The following is a 24,246-nucleotide window of genomic DNA, read 5'->3' as shown; positions in this document are numbered from 1 at the left end:
GGCCGTTCGGAAAATCTTCGCGCGAACTGTGCTCGCATCAAGTTCCCCGACCCGATTTTCGGTTACTCGCGGGTAAAATACCGGCTCGGACGCGCCGACGACAGGGCCGAAATGAGGTCGTGACCCCGGCTGGAGAACCGGGGTCACGACAGGTCAGGAGCAATGCGGCGTTCCGGTCACTGCGGCGGGCCGCCGGGCAGCGGCAGCACCGGTTGCCCGGCGAGGATCTGGTTCATCGCCGCGTACCAGGTTCGCGCGGGCACCTTGCCGCCGTAGATGTTGCCGTTCGATCCGCACAGGTACGGCGGTGCGTCCCCGCCGCCGTCGCAGATGCCCTGCGGGTGGCTGCCGTCGGCGTAGGTGAGCACCGCACCGGCCAGCTGCGGGGTCGCGCCGAGGAATCCGGCCGACTGGCTCTGCTCGGTGGTCCCCGTCTTGGCCATCACCGGGCGGTTCCAGCCCGCCGCCTGCGCGGCCACCTTGGACGTGCCGTCGGTGTCGTCCTTGCTCATGCCCTGCGCCAGCTCGTCGGCCACCTGCGGGGGCAGCACCTGCTGGCACGGCTCGATGTTCAGCGGCACCGGTTTGCCCGCGCGGTCGGTGACCTGCTCGATCGGGTTCGGCGGGCAGTACGTCCCGTGGCTCATCACGGTCGCGGCCACATTGGACAGTTCGAGCACGCTCGTCGGGGTGTAGCCGAGGGTGAAGGCGCCGCGGTTGTTCTTCTTGATCGACTCGCCCAGCGACGGGCCGTTCGAGCCGTCGGCCTTGAGCGGCTGCCCGGCCGCGTTGACGCCGTTGATGCTCGTGCGCAGACCGAGCCGGGAGGCCATGTCCACGACGTTGTTCAGCCCGACCTTCTCCTCCAACGCGACGAACGCGGTGTTCGGTGAGGTGGCCAGCGCCATCTGCAACGTCCGCGGTCCGGGCGCGACGCCCTCGGCGTTGCCGACGGTGTACGGCGCGGTGCCGCTCTTGTAGACCTGCGAGGTGTAGCTGGGCGGCACGTCCACCACGTCGTTGATGCTCATGCCCTGCTCCAGCGCCGCCGCGGCGGTGAACACCTTGTAGATCGACCCGGCGCCGAACGGCTGGACCTTGCTGACGATGTCGTAGGCCGTCTCGCCCTGGTCGGCGTCGTTGCCGTAGTCGCGGTTGGCGACCAGGGCGCGGACCTTGTGCCCGTCCTTGCCGGGCTCCACGATCGCCATCGCGTTGGCGATGCCCGGGGTCTTGGCCGGGACCTGCGCCTTGGCGGCCTGCGCGGCGGCCTCGGTGGCGTGCCGGTCCATCGTGGTGCGCACCGTGTAGCCGCCGGTCTTGAGCTTGTCCGTGTCGAGCCCGACCCGCTCCAGGTAGTTGGTGACGTAGTTGCAGAAGAAGCCGCTGGTGGCGCTGTCGCCCAGCCCCACGCAGCCGTTCGGCGGACGGCCCAGCGGCGAGAGGATGCCCAGCGGTGCGCGCTTGGCCTCCTCCGCCTGCTGCTTGGTGATGCGCAGGCTGTTGTGCGGATCGGTCATCAGGTCGATGACCATGTTGCGGCGCGCCAGCGCCTCCTGGGGGTTGCTCTGCGGGTTCAGCGCACCCGGGGCGTTGACCAGCGCGGCCAGCAGCGCCGACTGCGGGATGGTGAGCTTGTCCGGGGTGGTGCCGAAGTAGGTCTGCGCGGCGGCCCCGATGCCGAAGGTCTGGTTGCCGAAGGGCACGACGTTGAGGTAGCCGTCGAGGATCTGCTCCTTGGTCATGGTGTGCTCGATGTCGACGGCGATGCGCGCCTCGCGCAGCTTGCGGGCGATGGTGTCCGCGTGCGCCTTCTGCGCCTCGATCGGGGTGCTGGCCGCCACGTACTCCAGGTAGTTCTTCACGTACTGCTGGGTGATCGTGGAGGCGCCCTGCACCGTGCCGCCGCGGATGGCGTCGGTGGCGATGGCCCGCAGCGTGCCCTGGACGTCGATCGGCCCGTGATCCCAGAACCGCTTGTCCTCGACGGCGGTGACGGCCGCCTTCATAGTGTCGGGGACCTGCTCGGGCGGGGTCTCGATCCGGTAGTCCCGGTAGACGTAGGCCATCGGCACGCCGTCGGAGTCCAGGATCGTGGACGCTTCGGGCATGTCCTGGCGGCTCAGCGACGCCGACATCGACGACATGGCGTGGGAGCTGCTGTCCACCACCTCGCCGGCGCCGACCGCCGCGGGCATCAGCGCGCAGGCCAGCAGGACCCCCGCCAGGACGCACAGTCCGAGCATCTTCAGCGCCAAGCCGCGGGCCCTGAACCCAGGCATCCGCCACCCCCTCCAGTGCAGGCGGCCGACGGCGGTTCCAGGGTGCGCTGACCCGCGCACGGATCGACGACGATCCGACTCCCGGCGGTGGAAGGGGCGGAAACGCCCGGATTCTCCGCGTCGGCCGACGCGGTTCGAGTCCTCTTGACCACTACCGTACCGCAGCCCGACTCGGCGGGCTCACGAGACGTGAGTACGGCTCAGCGCAACGGAATTCGGACGCCCGAGGTGTCCTGAGTGGACACGAATGAGCCGTTGGTCCCGATTCTGCGGCACCGCCCGGATCCGACGTTTCCGCGCCCGTTCGCCGGAAAGCGCCCGGAATTCCCCGTTTCGTCACCCGCGTGCGGCTGGACCTCGGCGGAAAGAACATGAATGATCTTCATAAAAGCCTCCACCGAGGAACGGACCCCAGGATGCTGAACCGACGCCACTTCCTCCGCCTCAGCGGGATCACCGGATCCGCGGTCACCGCCGCCCTCGTCGGTGGCCCACCCGCGTTGGCCCGCACCGGACCGTCCGGCACCGCCGGACGCGTCGTCTCCCCCGAGGGCACGACGCTGCGCGCCGCCGCGACCGCCGTGCCGGGCGAGGGCTACCGGCGGCTGACCGCCGGCCCCGGCTGGCCGCTGGTGGTGCGCACCGACCTGGTCGGCGGCGGCCCGGCGCGCGACGACCGGCGCACCCCGGTCGCCTGCTTCGTCCAGTTCACCGACATGCACATCGTCGACGCGCAGTCCCCGGCGCGCTTCGAGTACCTGCACCCGCTGTTCGGCGCAGGCGCGTTCCGGCCGCACGAGACGCTCGGCGCGGTGGCCGCCACGCGGCTGGTGCGGCGGATCGGCCGGCTGCCCGGCGGCCCGGTCACCGGGCGCCCTTTCGACTTCGCCATCACCACCGGCGACAGCAGCGACAACCACGAACAGGCCGAACTCGACTGGTACTTCGGCGTGCTCAACGGCGGGCGGCTGACGCAGAACACCGGGGACCCGCACCGCTACGAGGGCGTCCAGGACTCCGGCGACCCGCTGTACTGGCACCCCGACGGCGACGTCCGGGACCGGTACCGGCAGGCCGGGTTCCCGCTGGTGCCCGGCCTGCTGGGCGACGCGCTGCGCCCCGTGGACAGCCCCGGGCTGCGGATGCCCTGGTACGCCGCGTTCGGCAACCACGACAACACCGTCGTCGGCACCCTGCCGCCGGAGCTGGTGCCGGGACTCCGGGAGTTCTACACCGGATCCCGCAAGATCATCGGGCGCGACGAGCGGGAGTCCCGCGACCTCGCCGACATCCTGCGCGACCCCGCCCGCCGCCAGGAGGCGCCGCGGGTGTTCGACACCGGCCGGGGCATCGTCCGCGAGGTGACTCCGGACGAGCGCCGCGCCCCGTTCTCCACGCGGGAGTTCATCCGCGCCCACCTGGACCCGGCGCGCACCGGCCCGGGGCCGGTCGGCCACGGCTTCAGCGAGGACAACGCCGACAGCGACGCGGCCTACTACACCTTCCGCATCGCGCCCGGGGTGACGGGCATCAGCATGGACACCACGAACACCAACGGCTTCGCCGACGGTTCGCTGGGGCTGGCGCAGTTCCGGTGGCTGGAGCAGGTGCTCACCCGGGGCAGTTCGCGCTACTGCGACGAGGCCGGGCAGCAGCGCCGCCAGGACGTCACCGACGAACTGTTCATCCTGTTCAGCCACCACACCAGCGGCACCATGGGCGCGCTGCTGCCGGACTCGCGGCGGCCGCTGGAACCGCGGGTCAGCGGTGACCGGCTGGTCGATCTGCTGCACCGGTTCCCGAACGTGCTGGCGTGGGTCAACGGCCACACGCACCGCAACACCATCACCCCGCACCCGGCCGACGACCCGGAACGCGGTTTCTGGGAGATCAACACCGCCTCCCACGTCGACTACCCGCAGCTGGCCCGGATCGTCGAGCTGGCCGACAACGGCGACGGGACGTTGTCGCTGTTCACCACGCTCGTCGAGGCGGACAGCCCGTACCAGGCCGACTACGCCGACCGCTCCCCCGACGCGCTGGCGTCGCTGTACCGGGAGCTGTCCTACAACGACCTGCACGCCGACCTGGGCCAGCTGGGCGGGACGGGCGACCGCAACGCCGAGCTGCTCGTCGCCGGGCGGCTGCCGACGCGCTGAGGAGCACGAGGCCGGTCCTGGCTGAAATTGCCGGATATTTCAGCCCGGACCGGCTCCTCGTCGCGGAGGTCGGCTCAGTCGCCGGGGACCGGTTCGGGGGTCGCGGCCGGTGCCACGGCCCGCTCCGGCGGGGTGCGCACCAGGTGGTTGAAGACGATGTTGAGCAGCACCGCGGTGATCGCGCCCGCCACGATGCCGGTGCCGAACACGGTCTGGAACCACTGCGGGAAGTGCTGGTAGATCTTCGGCGCGGCCAGCGGGATCAGACCCACCGCCAGCGAGACGGACACGACGAACATGTTGTGCCCCTGGTCCAGGTGCGCCCGCGACAGCGTCCGGATGCCGCTGGCCGCGATGCTGCCGAACAGCATCAGCCCGGCTCCGCCCAGCACCGGGTAGGGCACCAGCGAGACCACGCCGCCCAGCACCGGGAACATCCCGAGCAGGACCATCACCACACCGGCCGTGGCGACCACGAACCGGCTGCGCACCCGGGTCAGCGACACCACGCCGACGTTCTGCGCGAACGCACTGGTCGGCAAGCCGCCCACCAGCGAGCCGAGGGTGGTGGCCAACCCGTCGACGCGCAGTCCGCGGGTCACGACCCGCTGCTCGACCTCGCGCTCGCAGATCTCACCGATCGCCAGCATCCCGGCCGAGCTCTCGGTCATCGCCACGAGGATCACGATGCACACCGCGAGGATCGCGGCCGGGTGGAACTCCGGGATCCCGAAGTGCAGCGGCTTCGGCACCGCGAACCAGGACGTCTGGTCGAACATGTCGGTGTGGACCATGCCGAACGGCACGGCGGCCAGCGTGCCGACGACCATGCCCAGGATCAGCGCGATCTGCTTGAGGAAACCGCGCAGCACGCGCTGCAGCACGATGATGACCACGAGGGTCAACGCCGCGAGCCCGAGGTTGGCGGTGGACCCGAAGTCGGCGGCTCCCTCCCCGCCCTGCGCCCAGGCGACCGGCACGGTCATCAGCGACACGCCGATGAGGGTGATCACCACGCCGGTCACCAAGTGCGGGAAGAACCGCATGAGCCGCCCGAAGAACGGGCCCACCGCCAGGCAGAACACCCCGCCGACGAGCACGGCGCCGAGCACGGTCTGGATGCGGTGCCCCGGCTCGGCGGTGTGCGCCACGGTCAGCAGGGACGCCAGTCCGGCCGAGGAACTGGCGTTGACGAACGGCAATCGATTGCCGACGAGCTTGCCGATCCCCAGCGTCTGCAGCAGCGTCGCCAGACCCGCCACCACCAGGCTCACCGAGATGAGCGTGAGCTGGTCCTCCTGGTCGAGGCCGCAGGCCGGACCCAGGATCAACGGCGGCGCCACGACGCCCGCGTACATCGCCCCGACGTGCTGGAAGGCGGCCGGGATCAGCCGCTTGGGCGGTAACTTCTCGTCCACCGGATGGCAGGACGCGGCGGCCGTGGCCCCCTGCGAAGGCAATGCCATACCCGTTCCCCTTTTGGAAAAGACGGCTGACCGCGCGAAATTCACGCGGACAGGTCTGGTGCGTTGGAAATACCCGACGAATCAGCCCGAATTCCGGCACGCACCCCCGGTGCCGACACGACGGAAAGAACTTCGACGGGTCGAACCGGACGCGGTGACGGGCTCCGATGCCTCCTCTCGCTTTCGACCCCGGCCTCACCGGTGCTCGCGGTGTCGAGTTGCAGGAAAGCTACGTCCGGGATCCGACCACCGTCAACATTTTGTTGAAACTTTCTCCAGACGGAAAAGATCTCGACCAGACTCGCATTCCGGACATTTGGCGCGTCCGAGCGCTGGCCAGCGCCACCCAGGACGTTCCGGCGCAAGCGGTGACCTGCGCCATTCCGGATGGCAGAAGAACGTGCAACCTGCACAACGCAGGAGTGATCACGCCGTCAGCTCGCCCAGTGGGGTGATGGTTGCGCCCGACCGTACGCGGAACCGCCCGCTGCCCGGGGGTGGGGCGCCGCGCGGGCGGATCCGGTGCGCGACCGGACCCCGTTCACCCGACCCCGCGCGCAACCGGCCGCCGCGCGCGGGGTCGGGCGGAAAGGCGTCCGCGGAAAACCTGGCGAGCGGAAATGGGTGTTCGATGTGTTCCGCCGGTACCGGATCACGGAATTCCGGCGCGATCACCTTTACGACAGCGCCGGCGCATTGTCGCGAGCCGCCCGCCGATCACCGTTGCGGCTCGGCGGTGGCCGCCGTCGCGAATTCGCGGATCGGTGCGGACCAGCCCGCGGGATCGGACCACGCGAAGCTGTGCGGTCGGGCGGGTCGCGGACGGCACCGCAGGGCCGCCGCCAGGTGGTGGCCCAGGCGCGGCGCGACGGGCCGTCCTGGTGCACCAGGTACTCGTCCGGCAGCGCGCCCACTCCCCCGTCCGGCGGCGGATCTCCGCACACGCGCGTTTGCCCGGCCGCAGCGCGGGAAACCGAAGGCGCGGGACCAACCGGCCGGGAGGTGCGGATGAGCGCGAGGGACAGCTCCGGACAGGTGGCCGTGGTCGGTGCGACCGGCAACATCGGGACGAGCGTGGTGCAGGCGCTGGAGGCCGACCCCCGGGTCCGCACGATCGTGGCGATGTCGCGCCGCGAACCCGAGGTCACCGGTCCGAAGACCCGGTGGCTGCGCACCGACGTCGTCGACGACGACCTCGTCGAGACGTTCCGCACCGCCGAAGCCGTGATCCACCTGGCCTGGATCTTCCAGCCGACGCGCGACCCCGTCACGACCTGGCGCACCAACGTGCTCGGCACGCTGCGCGTGCTCGACGCGGTGGCCGCCGCCGGGGTGCCCTCGTTCGTGCACGCCTCGTCGGTCGCCGCGTACTCGCCCGGGCCGCGGCGGCGGCCGGTCGACGAGCAGTGGCCCACGCACGGCTGGCCGGGTTCGGCCTACAGCCGGGAGAAGGCATACCTGGAGCGGTGCCTGGACGCCTTCGAGCAGCGGCACCCCGACGTCCGCGTGGTGCGGATGCGCACCGCGTTCTGCTTCAAGGCCGGATCCGCTTCCCAGCAGCGGCGGCTGTTCCTGGGCCCGCTGGTGGTGGACCGGTTGGTGCGGCCCGAGGCGCTGCCGGTGCTACCGCTGCCGTCGGGACTGCGGTTCCAGGCCGTCCACAGCGACGACGTCGGCGAGGCGTACCGGTTGGCGGCGCTGTCCTCGGTGTCCGGGGCGTTCAACATCGCCGCCGAGCCGCTCGTCGACGCCCGCGTGCTGGCCGAGATGTTCGGCGCGCGCACCGTCCCGGTGCCCGCGTGGCCGGTGCGCTCCGCGTTGGCCGCCGCGTGGCGGCTGCGCCTCGTCCCGGCGTCGCCGGAGCTGTTCGACACGTTCCTGCGGCTGCCCGTGATGGACACCGCCAGGGCGCGTTCCGAACTCGGCTGGGCTCCCCGGCGCAGCGCCACCGACGCGATCGAGGAGTTCCTGCGCGGGCTGCGCACCACGTCGGGCATGGCGACGCCACCGCTGCGGCCGAACGTGCCGGGCGGACGCCTGGCGGAGATCCGCACGGGCGTCGGCGCCCGGCCGTGACGGCTCAGCTGCCGCGGTTCTCCCCGAGCTCCTCCACGATCGGGTTGCTGGGCACCTCGGTCTGGTGCTCGGCGAGCCCGCTGCGGGTCCGCTGCCTCGCCTGCTGCGCCTTGTCCGAGCTGGACTGGCCCTCCTCAGCGGCCTTGTCCAGCGGAACCGACCGGATCACCTCGGCGACGTTGTCGTAGTCGGCGGGCGGCATCGCGCGCAGGGCGCGCACCGTGTCCTCGTCGGCCCCGTTGTTCTGCGCGTAGGAGACCAGCTCCTCCTTGCTCGCCGGGAACGACATCCCGGAGAGCGTGGCTTGCACGGCGGCGCGATCGGTGCTCATCGTCGCTCCTCGTCGATCGGATCCAACGCCCAGCGGCTACCCGCGCGGCGCCCCGGCCATGTTCGGCAGCGCGGACGCACGGGTACCACCAGGGCACCGGCGGTCCGGAAGGAGCACCGGATGATCTGGCGGAGACAGCCCAGAGGCGCCCTCAGGCGCGGCAAACCGCCGTGGACGCACGACGAGGTCGAACTGCTCGTGCGGGCGGTCGCCCGAGCGCCGTCGGTGCACAACACCCAGCCGTGGCGGCTGTCCGCGCAGGGGCGGCAGGCCACGCTGGAGGTGCGCGAACCGGCCGCGGTCGAGCGGCACGACCCCGAACACCGGGACCTGCTGGTGTCCTTCGGCGCGGCGCTGACCAACCTGGTCCTGGCCGTGCGCCGCACCGGCTGGTCGGCGGACGTCCGGGTGGAGGCCGAGCCGCGCGCCGCGGTGGTGACCGCCGCGCGGCGCGCCCCGCCCAGCGCCACCGAACTGCGCCGGTTCCAGGCGATCCCGCGCCGGTCGTCCTACCGGCGGAACTTCGCCGACACGCCGCTGCCCCACCTGCAACGCGAAACCCTGCTGCACGCCGCGTCCGCCCCCGGCGTCCGGCCGCTGTGGATCATCGGCGAGGACGCGGCGCGGGAGCTGGCCCAGCACCTGGTCCAGGCCGCCGGGATCTTCCGCGCCGACCGGCTCTACCAGCGCGAACTGACCGCCTGGACGTTCCCGGCCGGGGTGTTCGACGACGCCGGGATGCCGGTCGAGGCGCTGGCCGAGAGCGGGCTGGCCGCGATGGGACTGGTGCGCTCCACCACCCGCATCCCCGACCCCGAAGTGCTCGCCGACCACATCGAGGACGAGTCGGTCCTGCTGCTGGCCACCGACGGGGATGACCCGTTCGACCACGTGCACGCCGGGGAGGCCATGGAGCACGCGTGGCTGTCCGCGACCGCGATGGGCATCGCCGCCTCGGTGATGACGCAGCCGCTGCACGTCGGCGAGGTCCGCGAGGGCCTGCGATCCGCCCTGCAGCTGTCCGGACACCCGCAGGTCGTGATGCGCTTCGGCTTCGCCGAACCGATCCCGGTGCCGCGCACCTCGCGCAGACCGCCCACCGAACTGGGCTGAGCCGCAGCTCGCAACGGGTTCGAAGGCTCAGACGGGTACTGAGCGCGAAGCGGACACCCGAGCACATACTCCCTTGACAGGTGACCGGCCGCGTAGCAGTGTTCCGAATCACTGTTTGGTCGAGTGGCTGAGCCAATGGAGCCCATCATGCCGCGTCAGAGCAGTCCGGACCGCGTGCAGCTGCGCCGCGCGGTGGTCGCCAGCACCGTGGGCACGACGATCGAGTGGTACGACTTCTTCCTGTACGGCACGGTCGCCGCGCTCGTCTTCCCGAAGCTGTTCTTCCCCACCGGCACGCCCAGCGCGGGCGTGCTGGAGTCGTTCGGCACGTTGTTCGTCGGGTTCCTGGCCCGGCCGCTCGGGGCGGCCGTGTTCGGGCACTACGGCGACCGGATCGGGCGCAAGGCCACCCTGGTCAGCACGCTGCTGCTGATGGGGATCGCCACCGTGCTGATCGGTGTCCTGCCCGGCTACGGCGTGCTCGGAGTGGCCGCTCCGGTGCTGCTCACGCTGCTGCGCGTGGTGCAGGGGATCGGCGTCGGCGGTGAGTGGGGCGGCTCGGTGCTGATGTCGATGGAGTGGGGCAGCCCGCGCCGGCGCGGGCTGCTGACGAGCATGCCGCAGCTGGGCGTGCCGCTGGGCCTGCTGCTGTCCACCGCGGCGGTCGCCGCGTGCAGCGCCGTCACCGGGGACGGTTTCGAGGCGTGGGGCTGGCGGATCCCGTTCCTGGCGAGCGCGGTGCTCATCGGCGTGGGCCTGTGGGTGCGGCTGAGCGTCGCGGAGAGCCCCGACTTCGCCCGGGTCAAGGAGGTCCGGGCGGTGGAGCGGCTGCCGGTGCTCGCCGCGATCCGCCGCCACCCGCTGGAGATCCTCACGTCGATGCTCGTCCGGCTGTCCGAGCAGGCGCCGTTCTACCTGTTCGTCACGTTCGTGCTCACCTACGGCACCAAGCAGCTGGAGATGCCGCGCGGCGAACTGCTCACCTACACCCTCATCGCCGCGGCGATCGGCCTGATCAGCGTGCCGTTCTTCGGACACCTGTCGGACCGGGTGGGACGGCGGCTGGTCTACGGCGCGGGCGTGGTGTGCACCGGGCTGTACGCGTTCCCCTACTTCGGTCTGCTGGACACCCGCGTGTCCGGCCTGGTGCTGCTGGGCATCGTGCTGTCGCTGATCGTGCACGACATGCAGTACGGCCCGCAGGCGGCGCTGATCGCGGAGAGCTTCGGCACCAACGTGCGCTACAGCGGCGCGGGGCTGGGCTACCAGCTCGCGTCGGTCACCGCGGGCGGTCCGGCTCCGCTCATCGCCGCCGCGATCCTGCAGCAGACCGGCAGCAGCACCGGCATCAGCTGGTACATCGTCGGGTGCGCGGTGATCTCGCTGGTCGCGCTCGTCGCGATGCCGCGCAAGCCCGCCGGCGTCGCCGACCCGGCCACCCGGCCCAAGCCCGCCACCGCCTGAGAGCCTGTCTTTTGAACTCGTTTTGCGAGGCGGTGCCGGTGGCGGAACCTCAGCGGCCGTCTCGGCTCCGGGAGCCCCGACTCATGTATGCCCACACAGCGTCGGGGCTGTCCTCGCGAGACGACCGCTGAGAACCCGCGGCGGTGCAAGTTGCTTGCGTACTCACCGAAAGAGAAAGCGGCTGGCGCCGCTTGCCACGCCTGTTCCGGGAGCAGGTTCGAAGACAGGCACTGAGGCCCGTCCCCGGCGGAGCTCGCCGGGCTGTCGCATGAACTCGCACGTGGAGCGTTCGTGCAGGTCACTGCGGGGTGGCGTAACTCCGGCGCAATATTCGGCGGGTAGCGTCCGCGGCACGACCGACGGACGAGGGGAGCCCAGCGGTGTCCGATCCGCGGACGGCCCGGGGCGCGTGGCGACTGCGCGCCGACCGGGCTCGGCAGGTCGCCGACGTGGTGCGGCAGCAGATCGCCGACGGGGTGTTCGGAACCGGGCTGCTGCCCGACGAACGCACGCTCGTCGCCGAGCACGGCGCGTCGCGCAACGCGGTGCGGGAGGCGCTGCGGTTGCTCAGCGCGGAAGGGCTGGTGGTGCGCAACCGCGGTGTCGGGACGCGGGTCGTGGCGCGCAAGTACGAGCACGGGCTGGACCGGCTGGCGGGGTTGGCCGAGGCGCTGCACGAGCACGGGCCGATCAGCAATGAGGTCCGGGCCGCCCACCGGATCCGCCCGCCGGACGCGGTCGCGGCGCGGCTGGGGCTGGCCGCGGAGCAGCCGGTGGTGTACCTGGAGCGGCTGCGGTGGCTCGGGGATCGGCCGCTGTCGCTGGACCTGACCTACCTGGCCGAGGACATCGGCGCGCCGCTGCTGTCCGAGGACCTGGAGAACCGCGACGTGTTCGCGCTCATCGAGGAGACCTCGGGGATGCCGCTGGGGTCGGCGGAGGTGTCGGTGCAGTCGGTCAACGCCGACGCGGAGACCGCCGCCGTGCTCGGGGTGGCCGAGGGTGCGGCGGTGTTCGCGATCGACCGCCTGACGCGGCTGGCCGACAACCGTCCGGTGGACCTGGAGTCGATCCGCATCCGCGGCGACCGGATCACGCTGCGCAGCGTGCTGCGGCGGACCGGGGAACGCGCCTGATCGGGCTGTCGGCGACGACGCCGGTCCGGCCGGCGGTGCTCGTCGGCGTTCCCGAGCCGCGCGGAGTGGGACCGCCCGCGCGATCCCGGCCCGGCGGCTGGCACGCCCTCGACGAGAACGCCAAACTCCTGCTCGTCGCGGTCAGCAACACCGCACGCGTCTCGCGCGAAGTGTGAGCGCCCGCCGCCGAGGGGCCGCTGAACTCAGCGGCCCCTCGGCGGCGGGTGGCCGGCTCAGATCTGGCCGTTGCGGGGTGGATGCGTCCCGTTGAGCGCGTAGCGGCCGATGTGCTGGATCTTCCAGCGCACCGGGTCGTGCAGGGTGTGCGTGCGCGCGTTGCGCCAGTGCCGGTGCAGGTTGGTCTCGGCGTGACTGGCGCGGGTGCCCGCGACCTCGAACAGGGCGCTGCCCAGTTCCACCGCGGCGCCGTCCGCGTACGCCTTGGCGGTGGCGACCGCGATGGAGGCGGCGGCCGCGGAATCGTCGTCGAGGTCGGCGCGCGCCTCGTCGATCGCCTCGCCCGCCTTGTCCAGCAGGGCCTCGGCGGCGCGCACCCGCACCGCGAGTTCGCCGAACCGCTGCACGGTGAGCGGGTCCTCGGCGGCCGAGTCCACCCCGGCTTCGCCCCACGGGCGGCTGCGGGTGCGCACGAACTCGGCGGCGTCGGCGAGCGCACCGGAGGCGATGCCGACGTCGATCGCCGCGTGCAGCGCCTGGGCGAGCGCGCCGTGCAGCTGCGGGCGGTCGAACGTGCGGTGGTGCGCCACCACCCGGTCGGCCGGGACGCGGACGCCGTCGAGTTCGACGGTGCCGCTGGCGGTGGTCCGCTGCCCCATGCCCGCCCAGTCGTCGACGACGGTGACGCCGTCGGCCTCGCGGGGCACGTAAGCCACCTGGAGGCGGTCCTGCTCGTCCTTGGCCAGCACCGGGATCCAATGCGCCAGCAGCGCTCCCGTCGAGTACGCCTTCTTTCCACTGAGGACGAATTGACCATCCTCAGTGGATTCCAGGCGGGTGCGGATCTCCTGTGCGGTGCGGCTTCCGGCCTCCGCCTGGGCGTTGCCGAACCGCCTGCCGGCCAGCACTTCGGAGAAGAAGAACCGCCGCTGGTGCTGGGTTCCGTTCTCCCGCAGCACGTTGACGTACACGAAGTGGCTCTGCGGGATCTGCGCGATGTTGGGATCCGCTGCGGCGATCCGGCGGAACACCTCCAGCAGGGTACGCGTGCCGACGTCCGCGCCCCGGTGCTCGCGCGGCACCGTGATGCCCAGCAGTCCGCTCGCGGACAGCTCGTCGAGCTCGGCGTGCGGGAGCGCGCGCCGCAGGTCGCGGTCGGCGGCACCGGTGGCGAACCGCTCGGCGAGCCGGGCGGCGATTTCGAGCGCCTCGGCGTCGTCGCCCACGACGTGCGCGGCCCGCGCCGGTGCCTGCGCCGGAACTGTCATCGGGTCTCCTCGGCGGGTGGGGCTCGGGGGCCGTGCGGCCCCCGAGCCGGGGCGGTCAGGTGTACCAGGTGGGTTCCGGCAGTTCGCCGAGCAGCGCGTACCGGCCGACCTCGACCCGCTTGTAGGCCACCGGGTCGTGCAGGCTGTGCGTGCGCAGGTTCCGCCAGTAGATGTCCAGGCCCACGGAGTTCGCGGTGGCGCGGGCACCGGTGACCTCGAAGACGCGGGTGGCGATCTCCAAACCGGTGTCGATGATGCGCTGCTTGGCCGCGGCGATCCGCACCGCCACCTGTCCCCGCTGCTCGGGCGTGACCGCCTCGCGGTCGCCGTGCAGCAGCGGTTCGATCTCCTCGACCGCCCGGTCGACCAGCGCCTCCGCGGCCCACAGCTTGGACTGCAGGTCGCCGTAGGTGTCCAGCACGTAGAACTCCTCGGAGGCGGTGTCCTTGTTGTCCCCGCCGTAGGGCCACGGCCGGGTCCGCTCCCGCGTGTAGGCGGTGGCCGCCGCGAGCGCGCCCTGCGCGATGCCCAGGTAGAAGTTGGCGAACACCAGCTGGATCGTGGGCAGGTTCAGGGTGTTGTAGGTCAGCGGGCGGAACTGCTTGTCGACGTACCCGGCCGCGGCCGACCACGGCACCCGCACGTCGCGGATCTCCACGCTGCCCGACTCGGTGAGCCGCTGCCCCAGGTTGTCCCAGTCGTCGCCGAACACGATTCCGTCCTGAGTGGACGGAACGATGGCGAACACGTGCTGGTCGGTGCCCTTCAGCACGCCCTCCAGCACGGTCAGGTCGGAAACCTTGCTGCCGGTGGAGAACGACTTGCGGCCGCGGAACACGAGTTCCTCGCCCTCGTCGGTGATGACCAGGTCGTTGTCGCGCGGGTTGACCGCACCGCCGAAGAACAGGTTTCCCGCGGTGTAGAGCCGTTCCACCTCCTCGATCTGCTCCGGGGTGGCGACCAGCCGGGCCGCCCACGCCCACAGGTAGTGGTAGCCGAGCAGCTGGCCGATCGAACCGTCACCCCGGGCGACCTCGCGGGTGACCCGGTAGGCGGTGGACCAGGTCTCGCCCGCTCCGCCGTGCTCCTCGGGTCCGAGCAGGGTCACCAGACCCGCGTCCTTGAGCAGCTGCACTTCGGCGTGCGGGGTGCGACCGGCGCGGTCGCGCTGCACCGCGTCGGTCGCCAGCACGGCCGCGACCTGCCTGGCGCGTTCGATCCACTCCTGCGAACTCGACGGTCGCGTGGTGAAGTCCGGCGACGTGTCGGTGATGCTCATGACGGTCTCCTCTGAAAAGTATGTGTGACGAACTCGTTGTGCGTGGCTGTGTTCAGACGCCGACCGGGTCGCCGGTGCGGTCGAGTTCGGCTTCGAGTTCGCGGACGATCGGCAGCACGTGCGTGCCGAAGTGCTCGACGTCCTCCAGGTAGTGCAGGAAACCGAGCAGGATCAGGTTCGCGCCGCGCTTCTTGTACTCGATGATGCGGTGCGCGATCTGCTCGGGAGTGCCGATCAGGCCGGTGCGGAAACCGTCGTTGTACTGCACGAGGTCGGCGAACTCCGAGTCCGCCCACATGCCCTTTCCGTCCGAAGTGGACTTCCCGGCCTGGCGGACCTGTTCGCGGAAGCCTTCCACCGCACCGCGGTCGGCCTTGTCGACGATCTCGCGGAGCACGTCGCGGGCGGCGGCCTCGGTGTCGCGGGCGATGAGGAACCCGTTGATCCCGAACCGCACGGTGCGCCCGTGCTCGGCGGCCACCGCACGCACGTCGGACACCTGCTCGGCGAAACCGTCGAAGTCCTTGCCGTTGCTGAGGTACCAGTCCGACACGCGACCCGCCTGCCGGCGCGCCGCGGTGGAGTTGCCGCCCTGGAAGATCTCCGGGTGCGCGCGGCCGGGTACGTCGTGCGGCTGCGGTCGCAGGCTGAAGTCGTGGATGCGGTAGAAGTCGCCGCCGAACTCGAAGTTCGGCCCGGTCCACAGGCCGCGCAGCACGCGGATGAACTCCTCGGCGCGCCGGTAGCGTTCGTCGTGCTCCAGCCACGGTTCGCCGAGCCCGGTGAACTCGTCCTTGAACCAGCCGCTGACGATGTTCACCGCGAACCGGCCCTGCGACAGGACGTCCGCGGTGATCCCGAACTTCGCCAGGATCGCGGGGTGCCACAGGCCCGGGTGGGCGGCGACGATGAGCTTGAGCCGTTCGGTGGCCAGCAGCAGGCCGAGGCTGAACGCGGCCGGGTCGTGCTGCTGCGCCGCACCGTAGCTGGAGGCGTAGCGGACCTGGCTCAGCGCGTACTCGAAACCGCTGTTCTCGGCCAGCCGGGCGAGTTTTTCGTTGTACTCGAAGGTGAATTCGGTGCGTTGTTCGATGGTGCTGGTGACCAGACCACCGCTGACGTTGGGCACCCAGTAGGCGAACCGCAGCGGTTCCGCCGGGTTGTCGTCGGACATGATTCGGCTCCAGACGGGAGAACGACGCGCGGGCGTGCGCCGGTGGCAGCAGCGCTCTCCGCGCGTGCTGGAAAGGGGAATTCGGTGCGGTGTAAGAAGATCAGCAGCCGCGACACGCCTGGGCGCAGACGCGGACCAGATCGACGTGACGTCGCCGCGTCAGCTCGTTCCCGAAGATCACGCTACCATCGCAGCAGACCGCGCAACGCAGTGTCAACGCCTCCCACATCCCGGTCCCGGAACCTCCCACATTCCGGTCCAGGAAAACGAAAAGCGCGGAAGGCGGCCGCAGGACCGCCTTCCGCGCTCGCCAGGACCGACCGGTCAGCTCGACGGCGTCGGCACCGCCCCGGCGCCCGCGAACGGGATGCTGACAGCGGAGTCGTCGACCTCGGCGGCCGGATGCCGCCACAGGCCCTTGCGCTCCAGGATCGGCAGCACGCCTTCGCCGAACCAGTACGCCTCCTCCAGGTGCGGGTGCCCGGACAGCACGAACTCGTCGATGCCCAACGCGTGGTACTCCTCGATCCGCTCGGCGACTTCGGCGTGGCTGCCGACCAGCGCGGTCCCCGCACCGCCGCGCACCAGACCGACACCCGCCCACAGGTTGGGGTAGATCTCCAGGTCCGCGGTCGATCCGCCGTGCAGCTCGCGCATCCTGCGCTGCCCCTCGGATTCGCTGCGCCCCAAGCCGTCCTGCACCCGGGAGATCGTCGCGGGATCCAACGCGTCCAGCAGCCGCTGCGCCTCCGCCCACGCCTGCTCGGAGCTGTCGCGGCTGATCACGTGCAGCCGGATGCCGAACCGCGGGGAGCGCCCCTGCTCGGCCGCCAGCCCGCGGATCCAGCTGATCTTCTCGGCGGCCTGGGCCGGTGGCTCACCCCAGGTCAGGTAGACGTCGCTGTGCCGCGCGGCGACCCGGCCCGCCTCCGCCGAGGACCCTCCGAAGTAGACGGTCGGCACGGGGTTCGGGGTGCGGGTGAGCTCGGCGCCCTCGACGCGCAGGTGCTCGCCGGTGAAGTCGACCCGCTCACCGCGCCACAGCGACCGCACCACGTGCAGGAACTCGTCGCAGCGGGCGTAGCGGGCGGCCTTGTCCAGGAAGTCGCCGTAGGCGCGCTGTTCGGCGCTCTCCCCGCCGGTCACCACGTTGAGCAGCAACCGCCCCCGGGAGTGCCGCTGGAAGGTGGCGGCCATCTGCGCGCCGAGCGTCGGCGACAGCAGTCCGGGCCGGAACGCGACGAGGAACTTCAGCCGCTCGGTGACCTCGGTGAGCATCGCGGTCGACAGCCAGGCGTCCTCGCACCACGCCCCGGTCGGCGTCAGCGCACCGGCGAACCCGAGTTGTTCGGCACTGCGCGCGATCTGCCCGAGGTAGCCCAGCGTCGCCGGACGCGCGCCCCCGGCCGTCGTGGTGGCCACGCCGTGGCCGCCCCCGACCAGGTAGCGGCTGTCGCCGTAGGTGGGCAGGAACCAGTGGAACGTCAACGACATGTGTGTTTCTCCCAGGAAGACGAGCAGGAGTCCGGCCCGGCGCGCGAGGAGGGCGGGCGGTGCGTGGCAGGCGGGATGGTTCAGGAACGACACGCCTGGGTCGCCACGCGGTGGAAGTCCACGTGCCGACGCCTGGTGAACAGCGCAGCGACCATCACCCGCCGATCGCAGCACCGGTTCCGCCGGGTGTCAACCGCTCCCACCACGCGGACCTCGCTCGGTGCCGGTGCGCGGTCGGCGCACCGGACCTCAGTCCACATCGGACCAAAGATCGACGGGCGTCGGCGGTTCCCAGATGCTGAGCGGCACCCGACCCGCGTTGACACCTCGCGACCGGGCTCCCTAGCGTCAGGTGCGTGCCTCTGCCGGTGTTGTTGACCGCGCGCCACCACGTCGACCTGCTGCGGGTGGCGTCGGCGGCGTGTCCGCGCGCCTGACGCCGCGATCCCGCACCACCACCCCGAACCGGAGCAGGAGGCACGTTGTGACCGCCGGTCTGCACGCCGCGACCGCGCCCCGGCCAGTCCGGCAGGCCGAGATCCGCACCGTCCTGGTGTCCAGCCTGCTGGGCACCACCATCGAGTGGTACGACTTCTTCCTCTACAGCACCGCGGCGAGCCTGGTGTTCGACCGGCTCTTCTTCCCCACCCAGGACGCGGCGGTGTCGACGATGCTCGCGTTCGCCACCTTCTTCGTGGGTTTCGCGGCTCGCCCCATCGGCGGTGTCCTCTTCGGACACATCGGTGACCGCATCGGCCGCAAGCGCACGCTGGTCGCGACGATGGTCCTGATGGGCGCGGCCACGGCGGCGATGGGGGCGTTGCCCACCTACCAGGACATCGGTCTGCTCGCACCGCTGCTGCTGGTGGCGCTGCGCGTGGTGCAGGGCCTGGCGGTCGGCGGCGAGTGGGCGGGCGCGGTGCTGCTGGCCGTGGAGTACGCACCACCGGGCCGGCGGGCCCGGTACGGGGCGTGGCCGCAGGTGGGACTCGCGCTCGGGCTCGGCCTGGGAACCGGGCTGTTCGCGCTGCTGGGCAACCTGCTCGACGAACGCCAGTTCCTCGGCTACGGCTGGCGGATCGCCTTCGGCCTCAGCGTCGTGCTGGTGTTCGTCGGCCTGCTGATCCGGCTGCGGGTGGCCGAAACCCCGGCCTTCGAACAGGTCCGGGCCGAACGCGGGACCGTCCGCGCACCGTTCCTGGACCTGTTCCGCGACCGCGCCACCCGCCGCAACACCGTGCTCGGACTGCTGTCGCGGTGGGCGGAGGGCGCGGCGTTCAACACCTGGGCAGTGTTCTTCCTGTCCTACGCGACCTCGACGCTGCACCTGCCGCGGACCGGGGTGCTGGTGTCGGTCATGGCCGCCGCGATCGTGCTGGCGGTGCTGCTGCCGGTGTTCGGCCGGCTCGCCGACCGCTGGACGCCGCGCCGGTCGTACGCGATCGGCGCGGTGCTGTTCGCGCTGTCGGTCCCCCCGGCGTTCCTGGCCTTCCAGACGCGGGATCCGCTGCTGAGCGGTGTGGTGATCGTGCTGGTGCTCGGCGTGGTGCACGCGGTGCTCTACGCGCCGCAGGGCACGCTGTACGCCCAGCTGTCGCCGGTGCGGCTGCGCTACACCGGGACGTCGTTCGTGTACCAGTTCTCCGGGATCTACGCCTCGGGCCTGACGCCGCTGGTCATCACCGCGCTGGTCGATGCGGGCGGCGGCTCCCCGTGGTGGGCGTGCGCGTACCTGGCGGCCACCGGACTGGTGGGCGCGGCCGCGGCACTGGCGTTGCGGCCGCGCGATCTGCACTTCTGAGAGCCCGTCTTCGAACTCCTTGTGGGTGGCGGTGCCGGGAGCGGAACCTCAGAGCTGAACTTGGTCCCGGAACCCGCGTGGCAAGCGGCGACAGCCGCTTTCTCTTTCGGTGAGCGATCTCGCAACCGGCACCGCCGCGGGTTCTCAGCGGTCGTCTCGCGAGGACAGCCCCGACGCCGTGTATTGGGCATACATCAGGAGGGGCTCCCACAGCCGAGACGGCCGCTGAGGTTCCGCCACCGGCACCGCCTCGCAAAACGAGTTCGAAGACAGGCTCTCACCGGTGCAGCCGGCCGTCGCCCAGGAGGTCGCGGAACTCCTCGCGCGGCAGCGCGTGGGAGAACAGCCAGCCCTGGTAGGCGTCGATGCCCACCCCGGCCAGCAGGTCGTGCTGGTCGCGGGTCTCCACGCCCTCGGCCACGCACAGGCAGCCCAGGGCGTGCGCGAACTCCGCGACCGCCCGCGCGATCGCCAGGTCGCGCCCGTCCTCGCCGAGCCCGGCGACGAACTGGCGGTCCGCCTTGATGATCTGGGTGGGCGTGTCCTTGAGCCGGGCGAGCGAGGAGTAACCGGTGCCGAAGTCGTCGACGGCGAACCGCACGCCCTGTTCGGCCAGCTCCTCCATCACCCGCCGGGGACCGGCGGGCAGGTCCAGCAGCACGGTCTCCACCAGCTCCAGCACCACCCGGCGCGGGTCGATGCCGGACTCGTCGATGCTCGCGGCGATCTCCGCGGCGAACTCGGGGTGGTGCGGCAGCAGACCCGACAGGTTGACCGCGATGCTGGGGTGGCGCCCGCCCGGTGTGGGCCAGCCGGCGGCCTCGGCCAGCGCGGTGCGCAGCACCCACCGGTCCAGGTCGGGCAGCAGGTCGCTCTGCTCGGCGACCGGCAGGAACGCGCCCGGGGAGAGCAAGCCGTGCACCGGGTGGTGCCAGCGCACCAACGCCTCCGCGCTCAGGATCTCGCCGCGGCCGTCGGTGATCGGCTGGTAGTGCAGGGTCAGGCCGTCGCCCTCGATGGCCTCGCGCAGTTCGGTCTCCAGCCGCAGCTGGCCGTCCACGGCGGCGACCAGGGCGGGATCCGCCAGCGACACCCGCCCGGGGCCGCCCCGCTTGGCCCGGTACATCGCCGCGTCGGCGAAGCGCAGCAGGTCCTCGCCGCGCCCCGCGGCGTCCGCGCCGACGACCCCGCCGACCGCCGCCGAGACCCGCACCAGCTGCCCGCGCACCGGCACGGCGGTGCGCAGCACTCCGGAGACGACCTCGGCCAGCCGCGACAGCCCGCCGACGCCGCCGACGTCCGGGCAGACGACCACGAACTCGTCGCCGGACAGCCGCGCGGCGGTGCAGCACGGCGGCACGCCCTCGCGCAGCCGCCGGGCCAGTTCCACGACCACCTCGTCCCCGGCGTCGTGGCCCAGCGAGTCGTTGATCCGCTTGAAGTTGTTGACGTCGCAGAACAGCACCGCCACCCGTTCGGCGTCCGGACCGTGCATCAGTTCGCCGAGCAGGTCCCGGACGGCGCGGCGGTTGGGCAGGCCGGTCAGCGCGTCGTGGGTGGCCTCGTACCGCAGCCGCTCGGTCTGCTGCTGCCGGTCGGTGACGTCCTGGAAGGCGACCAGCCAGAAGCGGCTCCCGTCGTCGTGCACCGAGACGGCGGTGCGCACGTCGCAGTGCAGCGGCAGCTCGTCCGAGCGCGCCAGCACGCGGTGCACCGCCTCGTCGGCCGGGCTGTTCGGCCGGGAGCCGAGCAGCGGCTCGTCGCGGTCCTGCGGGTGCAGCAGGTCGGCGGCGTGCGTGCCGCGCAGGTGGTCGCGCTCCAGGCAGAGCAGTCGGCACAGGGTGTCGTTGGCGTCCACGACCCGCCCCGACTCGTCGAACAGCGCGATGCCGACCGGGATCACGCCGCACAGGTCGCTGAACCGCCGACTGGCCCGTTCCTGCCGGGTGCGGGCGTCGGTCTCGTCCCGCGTGACCTTCGCGAAGCCGCGCAGCCGCCCGTCGGAGGCGCGCAGCGCGGTGATGGCCACATCGGCGAAGAAGCGGCTGCCGTCCTTGCGGACGCGCCAGCCCTGGTCGAGGTGGTAGCCGACCCGGGCCGCCTCCCGCAGGGCGTTGTCCGGGTCGCCGGTGACGACCCGCTCCGGCGGGTAGAACACCGCGAAGTGACGTCCGAGGATCTCGTCGGCGCGGTAGCCCTTGATCTGTTCCGCACCCGGGTTCCAGCTGGTCACGTGGCCGTCGACATCGAGCATGAAGATCGCGTAGTCGGGGATGGCCCGGGCCAGCAGGTCCAGCCGGTCCTCGGCCCGCTCCCCTGTCGTCGCACCCTGTCCCCCCCCTGAGGCGCGATTCTGGTTTCGGCCGGAATGGTTTTCCCCCTACTCTCCGTGCATTCCGGACAGCCGGAAATGGCTCGTTCCGGTGACGCAAACGTACGTCAACGTAGCCACGCGCGCAGGGGGTCAGCAGGGGCGAAGGTCCCGGCGTGACCAGGCGCACCGTCGTTGCGAACCCACTGGACAAGGCCCGTCCCCGCCGAGGATTTCCCACCCGGGCTTCGAACCGGAGGTTGCTATGAGTGAGCACTCACTCATATACTGGTGCGGTGAACGCGACACGACCCCGGCGGCGCGCGCCCGCCATGGACCCCGAACAGCGCCGGGAGGCGATCGTGCGCGCGACGATGCCGCTGTTGGCCGAGCACGGCGCCAACGTCACGACCCGGCAGATCGCGCGGGCCGCCGGGATCGCGGAGGGCACGATCTTCCGCGCCTTCGCCGACAAGGACGAGATCCTGCACAGCTGCGTGACCGAGGCGTTCCGCACCGACCAGCTGTGCGCCCGGATCCGGGCGGTCGCGCCGGAACCACCGCTCGCCGACCGGCTCACCGAGGCCGGGGTGCTGTTCCTGGACCACCTCACGCAGCTCGGCCGGATGATGCGGACGCTGGTCACCACCGGCTACGACCTGCACCGACGGCACCACGACGAGGGCCGCGCGCCCGACGACGCCCGCGAGGAGTTCATCACCGGGCTGGTCGACGCGCTGGTGCCCGTGCTCGCCCCGGACCGGGACCGGTTCCGGCTGCCCGTCGAGGAACTGGCCCGGATGTTCCTGTCCCTGCTGATGGGCGCGCGTTTCGACGAACCGTCCGACGACAACCGAGAGGCCGCTGTCGCGCGGCGCGTGGACGTGCTGCTGCACGGCGCGCTGGGCGCAGCGGCGGGGAGCCAGTCATGACCGACCCGATCATCGAGGTCAGCCACGTCAGCAGGCGCTTCGGCGACGTGCTGGCGCTCGACGACGTCAGCCTGCGGGTGCCGCAGGGCAGCGTGCTCGGCCTGCTCGGCCACAACGGCGCGGGCAAGACCACGCTGATCAACGTCCTGAGCACGCTGCTGCCGCCCACCTCTGGCACCGCCCGCATCGCCGGGTACGACGTCGTGCGCCAGAGCCACGAGGTGTGCACCCGCATCGGACTGACCGGCCAGTTCGCCGCCGTCGACGAGCAGTTGTCCGGACGGGACAACCTGGTGCTCATCGCCCGGCTGCTCGGCGCGAGCCGCCGGGAGGCCCGGCAGCGCGCCGACGAGCTGCTGGAGCTGTTCGACCTCACCGAGGCCGCGCGCCGACCGGCGCGCTCCTACTCCGGAGGCATGCGGCGGCGGCTCGACTTGTCCGCGAGCCTGGTCGGCCACCCGGACGTGATCTTCCTGGACGAGCCCACCACCGGTCTGGACCCGGTAAGCCGGCTGAACCTGTGGCGGATCGTGGAGGAGCTGGTCGCCGACGGCACGACGGTGCTGCTCACCACCCAGTACCTCGACGAGGCCGACCGGCTGGCCGACTCGATCACCGTGCTGTCGTCCGGGCGCGTGGTGGCCGCGGGGACCGCCGACGAGCTCAAGGCCCAGGTCGGCCAGCGCAGCGTGACCGCCACCTTCGCCGACCCGGCCGATGCGGCCCGCGCGGTGGATCCGTTGCGGGCGGCCGGATTCGCGCCGTCCCACGACGACCGGCGCGTCACCATCCCGGTCACCGCGACCCGGGAGCTCGCCGCCGTCGTGCGCGCCCTGGACGAGGCGGGCGTGGAGGTGGCCGACCTCGGCATCGGCGAACCGACCCTGGACGACGTCTACCTCGCCCTGGCCCACCACTCCCCCGCCGCGGCCTGACCGATGGGAATCCGATGACCAGCACGCTTTCCGAACGACCGACCACCGACGACCACCCCCGTCCCGCCAGGCGCTGGCGAGGCGCCGGGTACGCCACCCAGGTGCGGGTGCTGACCGGCCGGTCGCTGCGCGCCCTGCTCGCCGATCCCCGGCTCATCGTCTTCAGCCTGCTGCAACCGCTGATCATGCTGGTGCTGTTCAGCCAGGTGTTCGGGCGGGCGATGGCGGGCAGCGTGGGCGGCGGCAGCTACATCAACTACCTGATGCCCGCGATCCTGGTGACCACCGGGATCGGTGCCGGGATGTCCTCCGGCGTCGGCCTGATCACCGACATGAAGAACGGCGTGCTCGCGCGGTTCCGCTCGCTGCCGATCCGGCTGAGCTCGGTGCTGCTGGCGCGCAGCCTGTCCGACCTGGTCCGCACGGCCGTGCAGCTGGTGGTCCTGCTGGTGGTCGCCAGCGCGGTGTTCGGGTTCTCGCCCGCGGGCGGGCTGCCCGGCGTGCTCAGCGCGCTGGCGCTGGCGCTGCTGGTGAGCTGGGCGCTGGCGTGGATCTTCATGGCGATCGCGGTCTGGGTGCGCAAGGAGGAGGTCATGCAGACCGTGGGCTTCTTCGCGATGTTCCCGCTGATGTTCGGCTCCAGCGCCTTCGTCCCGATCAACGCGATGCCGGGCTGGTTGCAGGTGATCGCCACGATCAACCCGCTCACCTACGCCGTCGACGCCTCCCGCAACCTGTCGCTGGCCCTGCCGGTGGGCACCGGGCCGCTGGCCGCGGTGGGCACCAGCGCACTGCTGTGCGTCGTCGGCATCACGTTCGCGGTCCGCGGTTTCCGCCGCCCGCTGTGA

The 24,246-nt window shown here is 71.7% G+C and carries 19 protein-coding genes; 11 read left to right on the top strand and 8 right to left on the bottom strand.

Annotated features, from left to right (window positions below):
- Positions 1-176: 176 nt before the first annotated feature.
- Entirely contained in the window at positions 177-2,282 is a 2,106-nt protein-coding gene (locus NV263_RS13610; RefSeq protein WP_263253516.1) for a transglycosylase domain-containing protein, read from the bottom strand.
- A 416-nt stretch (positions 2,283-2,698) separates the two neighbouring features.
- Between NV263_RS13610 and NV263_RS13605 the strand changes: the two genes are divergently transcribed.
- The gene (locus NV263_RS13605) at positions 2,699-4,441 is read left to right on the top strand and encodes a TIGR03767 family metallophosphoesterase (RefSeq protein WP_263253513.1); all 1,743 of its coding nucleotides are present in this window, start codon (positions 2,699-2,701) and stop codon (positions 4,439-4,441) included.
- 74 nt (positions 4,442-4,515) lie between these two features.
- On the opposite strand, the gene NV263_RS13600 is transcribed toward NV263_RS13605, so the two are convergent.
- On the bottom strand, positions 4,516-5,907 hold the full coding sequence (locus NV263_RS13600; protein WP_263253511.1) for a nucleobase:cation symporter-2 family protein: 1,392 nt from the start codon (positions 5,905-5,907) through the stop codon (positions 4,516-4,518).
- Positions 5,908-6,074: 167 nt separating this feature from the next.
- Here NV263_RS13600 and NV263_RS13595 point away from each other — a divergent pair, with 167 nt between their 5' ends.
- Entirely contained in the window at positions 6,075-6,362 is a 288-nt protein-coding gene (locus NV263_RS13595) for a hypothetical protein (RefSeq protein WP_263253509.1), read from the top strand.
- Between the two features lie 553 nt (positions 6,363-6,915).
- Positions 6,916-7,983, top strand: coding sequence for an NAD-dependent epimerase/dehydratase family protein (locus tag NV263_RS13590; protein ID WP_263253507.1), 1,068 nt, complete (start codon positions 6,916-6,918; stop codon positions 7,981-7,983).
- A gap of 4 nt (positions 7,984-7,987) precedes the next feature.
- On the opposite strand, the gene NV263_RS13585 is transcribed toward NV263_RS13590, so the two are convergent.
- Positions 7,988-8,314, bottom strand: coding sequence for a DUF2795 domain-containing protein (locus tag NV263_RS13585; RefSeq protein WP_263253505.1), 327 nt, complete (start codon positions 8,312-8,314; stop codon positions 7,988-7,990).
- 120 nt (positions 8,315-8,434) lie between these two features.
- On the opposite strand from NV263_RS13585, the gene NV263_RS13580 reads away from it, so the two are divergent.
- The 3 genes from NV263_RS13580 (at position 8,435) to NV263_RS13570 (ending at position 12,027) form a co-directional block, all read left to right on the top strand.
- A complete protein-coding gene (locus tag NV263_RS13580; protein WP_263253503.1) occupies positions 8,435-9,427 on the top strand; it encodes an Acg family FMN-binding oxidoreductase in 993 nt (330 codons plus the stop codon).
- Between the two features lie 147 nt (positions 9,428-9,574).
- Entirely contained in the window at positions 9,575-10,891 is a 1,317-nt protein-coding gene (locus NV263_RS13575; RefSeq protein WP_263253502.1) for an MFS transporter, read from the top strand.
- A gap of 380 nt (positions 10,892-11,271) precedes the next feature.
- Positions 11,272-12,027, top strand: coding sequence for a GntR family transcriptional regulator (locus tag NV263_RS13570; protein ID WP_263253500.1), 756 nt, complete (start codon positions 11,272-11,274; stop codon positions 12,025-12,027).
- A gap of 233 nt (positions 12,028-12,260) precedes the next feature.
- Here the strand turns inward: NV263_RS13570 and NV263_RS13565 are convergent, their stop codons facing one another.
- The 4 genes from NV263_RS13565 to NV263_RS13550 form a co-directional block, all read right to left on the bottom strand.
- Positions 12,261-13,472 carry an SfnB family sulfur acquisition oxidoreductase gene (locus tag NV263_RS13565; RefSeq protein ID WP_263253498.1) on the bottom strand — a complete coding sequence of 404 codons (1,212 nt, stop codon included), beginning with the start codon at positions 13,470-13,472 and terminating at the stop codon, positions 12,261-12,263.
- Positions 13,473-13,527: 55 nt separating this feature from the next.
- Positions 13,528-14,751 (bottom strand): acyl-CoA dehydrogenase family protein, encoded by a 1,224-nt coding sequence (locus NV263_RS13560; protein WP_263253496.1) that lies wholly within the window; start codon positions 14,749-14,751, stop codon positions 13,528-13,530.
- Between the two features lie 52 nt (positions 14,752-14,803).
- Complete coding sequence (gene sfnG, locus NV263_RS13555; RefSeq protein WP_263253494.1) at positions 14,804-15,925, bottom strand: dimethylsulfone monooxygenase SfnG; 1,122 nt, start codon at positions 15,923-15,925, stop codon at positions 14,804-14,806.
- Positions 15,926-16,249: 324 nt separating this feature from the next.
- Positions 16,250-17,419: an LLM class flavin-dependent oxidoreductase gene (locus tag NV263_RS13550; RefSeq protein WP_263253493.1), complete on the bottom strand. Its 1,170-nt coding sequence runs from the start codon at positions 17,417-17,419 to the stop codon at positions 16,250-16,252.
- A gap of 356 nt (positions 17,420-17,775) precedes the next feature.
- Between NV263_RS13550 and NV263_RS30710 the strand changes: the two genes are divergently transcribed.
- Together NV263_RS30710 and NV263_RS13545 are read left to right on the top strand one after the other, a co-directional pair.
- Positions 17,776-17,856: a putative leader peptide gene (locus NV263_RS30710; RefSeq protein ID WP_380759493.1), complete on the top strand. Its 81-nt coding sequence runs from the start codon at positions 17,776-17,778 to the stop codon at positions 17,854-17,856.
- Between the two features lie 47 nt (positions 17,857-17,903).
- Positions 17,904-19,220 carry an MFS transporter gene (locus NV263_RS13545; protein ID WP_263253492.1) on the top strand — a complete coding sequence of 439 codons (1,317 nt, stop codon included), beginning with the start codon at positions 17,904-17,906 and terminating at the stop codon, positions 19,218-19,220.
- A gap of 277 nt (positions 19,221-19,497) precedes the next feature.
- Here the strand turns inward: NV263_RS13545 and NV263_RS13540 are convergent, their stop codons facing one another.
- Entirely contained in the window at positions 19,498-21,516 is a 2,019-nt protein-coding gene (locus tag NV263_RS13540) for a putative bifunctional diguanylate cyclase/phosphodiesterase (RefSeq protein ID WP_263254182.1), read from the bottom strand.
- Between the two features lie 311 nt (positions 21,517-21,827).
- Here NV263_RS13540 and NV263_RS13535 point away from each other — a divergent pair, with 311 nt between their 5' ends.
- From NV263_RS13535 to NV263_RS13525, 3 genes are read left to right on the top strand one after another with little or no spacing between them, the layout of a single operon-like run.
- Positions 21,828-22,463 (top strand): TetR/AcrR family transcriptional regulator, encoded by a 636-nt coding sequence (locus NV263_RS13535; RefSeq protein ID WP_263253491.1) that lies wholly within the window; start codon positions 21,828-21,830, stop codon positions 22,461-22,463.
- Positions 22,460-23,398, top strand: a complete 939-nt coding sequence (locus NV263_RS13530; protein WP_263253490.1) for an ATP-binding cassette domain-containing protein — start codon at positions 22,460-22,462, stop codon at positions 23,396-23,398. Before NV263_RS13535 ends, NV263_RS13530 begins: the two co-directional genes overlap by 4 nt.
- 14 nt (positions 23,399-23,412) lie before the next feature.
- Positions 23,413-24,246: an ABC transporter permease gene (locus NV263_RS13525; RefSeq protein ID WP_263253489.1), complete on the top strand. Its 834-nt coding sequence runs from the start codon at positions 23,413-23,415 to the stop codon at positions 24,244-24,246.

The sequence above is a fragment of the Saccharopolyspora rosea genome (genome assembly GCF_025643595.1).
In the GTDB taxonomy this organism is placed as follows: domain Bacteria; phylum Actinomycetota; class Actinomycetes; order Mycobacteriales; family Pseudonocardiaceae; genus Saccharopolyspora; species Saccharopolyspora rosea.
Note: the sequence above shows the minus strand (reverse complement) of the source record. Positions and strands in the feature narration are given on the sequence as shown.

Excerpts from the sequence above, each read along its gene's own strand:
- NV263_RS13610 (WP_263253516.1), bottom strand. The coding sequence starts at position 2,282 with ATGCCTGGGTTCAGGGCCCGCGGCTTGGCGCTGAAGATGCTCGGACTG.
- NV263_RS13605 (WP_263253513.1), top strand. The coding sequence starts at position 2,699 with ATGCTGAACCGACGCCACTTCCTCCGCCTCAGCGGGATCACCGGATCC.
- NV263_RS13600 (WP_263253511.1), bottom strand. The coding sequence starts at position 5,907 with ATGGCATTGCCTTCGCAGGGGGCCACGGCCGCCGCGTCCTGCCATCCG.
- NV263_RS13595 (WP_263253509.1), top strand. The coding sequence starts at position 6,075 with ATGCCTCCTCTCGCTTTCGACCCCGGCCTCACCGGTGCTCGCGGTGTC.
- NV263_RS13590 (WP_263253507.1), top strand. The coding sequence starts at position 6,916 with ATGAGCGCGAGGGACAGCTCCGGACAGGTGGCCGTGGTCGGTGCGACC.
- NV263_RS13585 (WP_263253505.1), bottom strand. The coding sequence starts at position 8,314 with ATGAGCACCGATCGCGCCGCCGTGCAAGCCACGCTCTCCGGGATGTCG.
- NV263_RS13580 (WP_263253503.1), top strand. The coding sequence starts at position 8,435 with ATGATCTGGCGGAGACAGCCCAGAGGCGCCCTCAGGCGCGGCAAACCG.
- NV263_RS13575 (WP_263253502.1), top strand. The coding sequence starts at position 9,575 with ATGCCGCGTCAGAGCAGTCCGGACCGCGTGCAGCTGCGCCGCGCGGTG.
- NV263_RS13565 (WP_263253498.1), bottom strand. The coding sequence starts at position 13,472 with ATGACAGTTCCGGCGCAGGCACCGGCGCGGGCCGCGCACGTCGTGGGC.
- NV263_RS13560 (WP_263253496.1), bottom strand. The coding sequence starts at position 14,751 with ATGAGCATCACCGACACGTCGCCGGACTTCACCACGCGACCGTCGAGT.
- sfnG (WP_263253494.1), bottom strand. The coding sequence starts at position 15,925 with ATGTCCGACGACAACCCGGCGGAACCGCTGCGGTTCGCCTACTGGGTG.
- NV263_RS13550 (WP_263253493.1), bottom strand. The coding sequence starts at position 17,419 with ATGTCGTTGACGTTCCACTGGTTCCTGCCCACCTACGGCGACAGCCGC.
- NV263_RS13530 (WP_263253490.1), top strand. The coding sequence starts at position 22,460 with ATGACCGACCCGATCATCGAGGTCAGCCACGTCAGCAGGCGCTTCGGC.
- NV263_RS13525 (WP_263253489.1), top strand. The coding sequence starts at position 23,413 with ATGACCAGCACGCTTTCCGAACGACCGACCACCGACGACCACCCCCGT.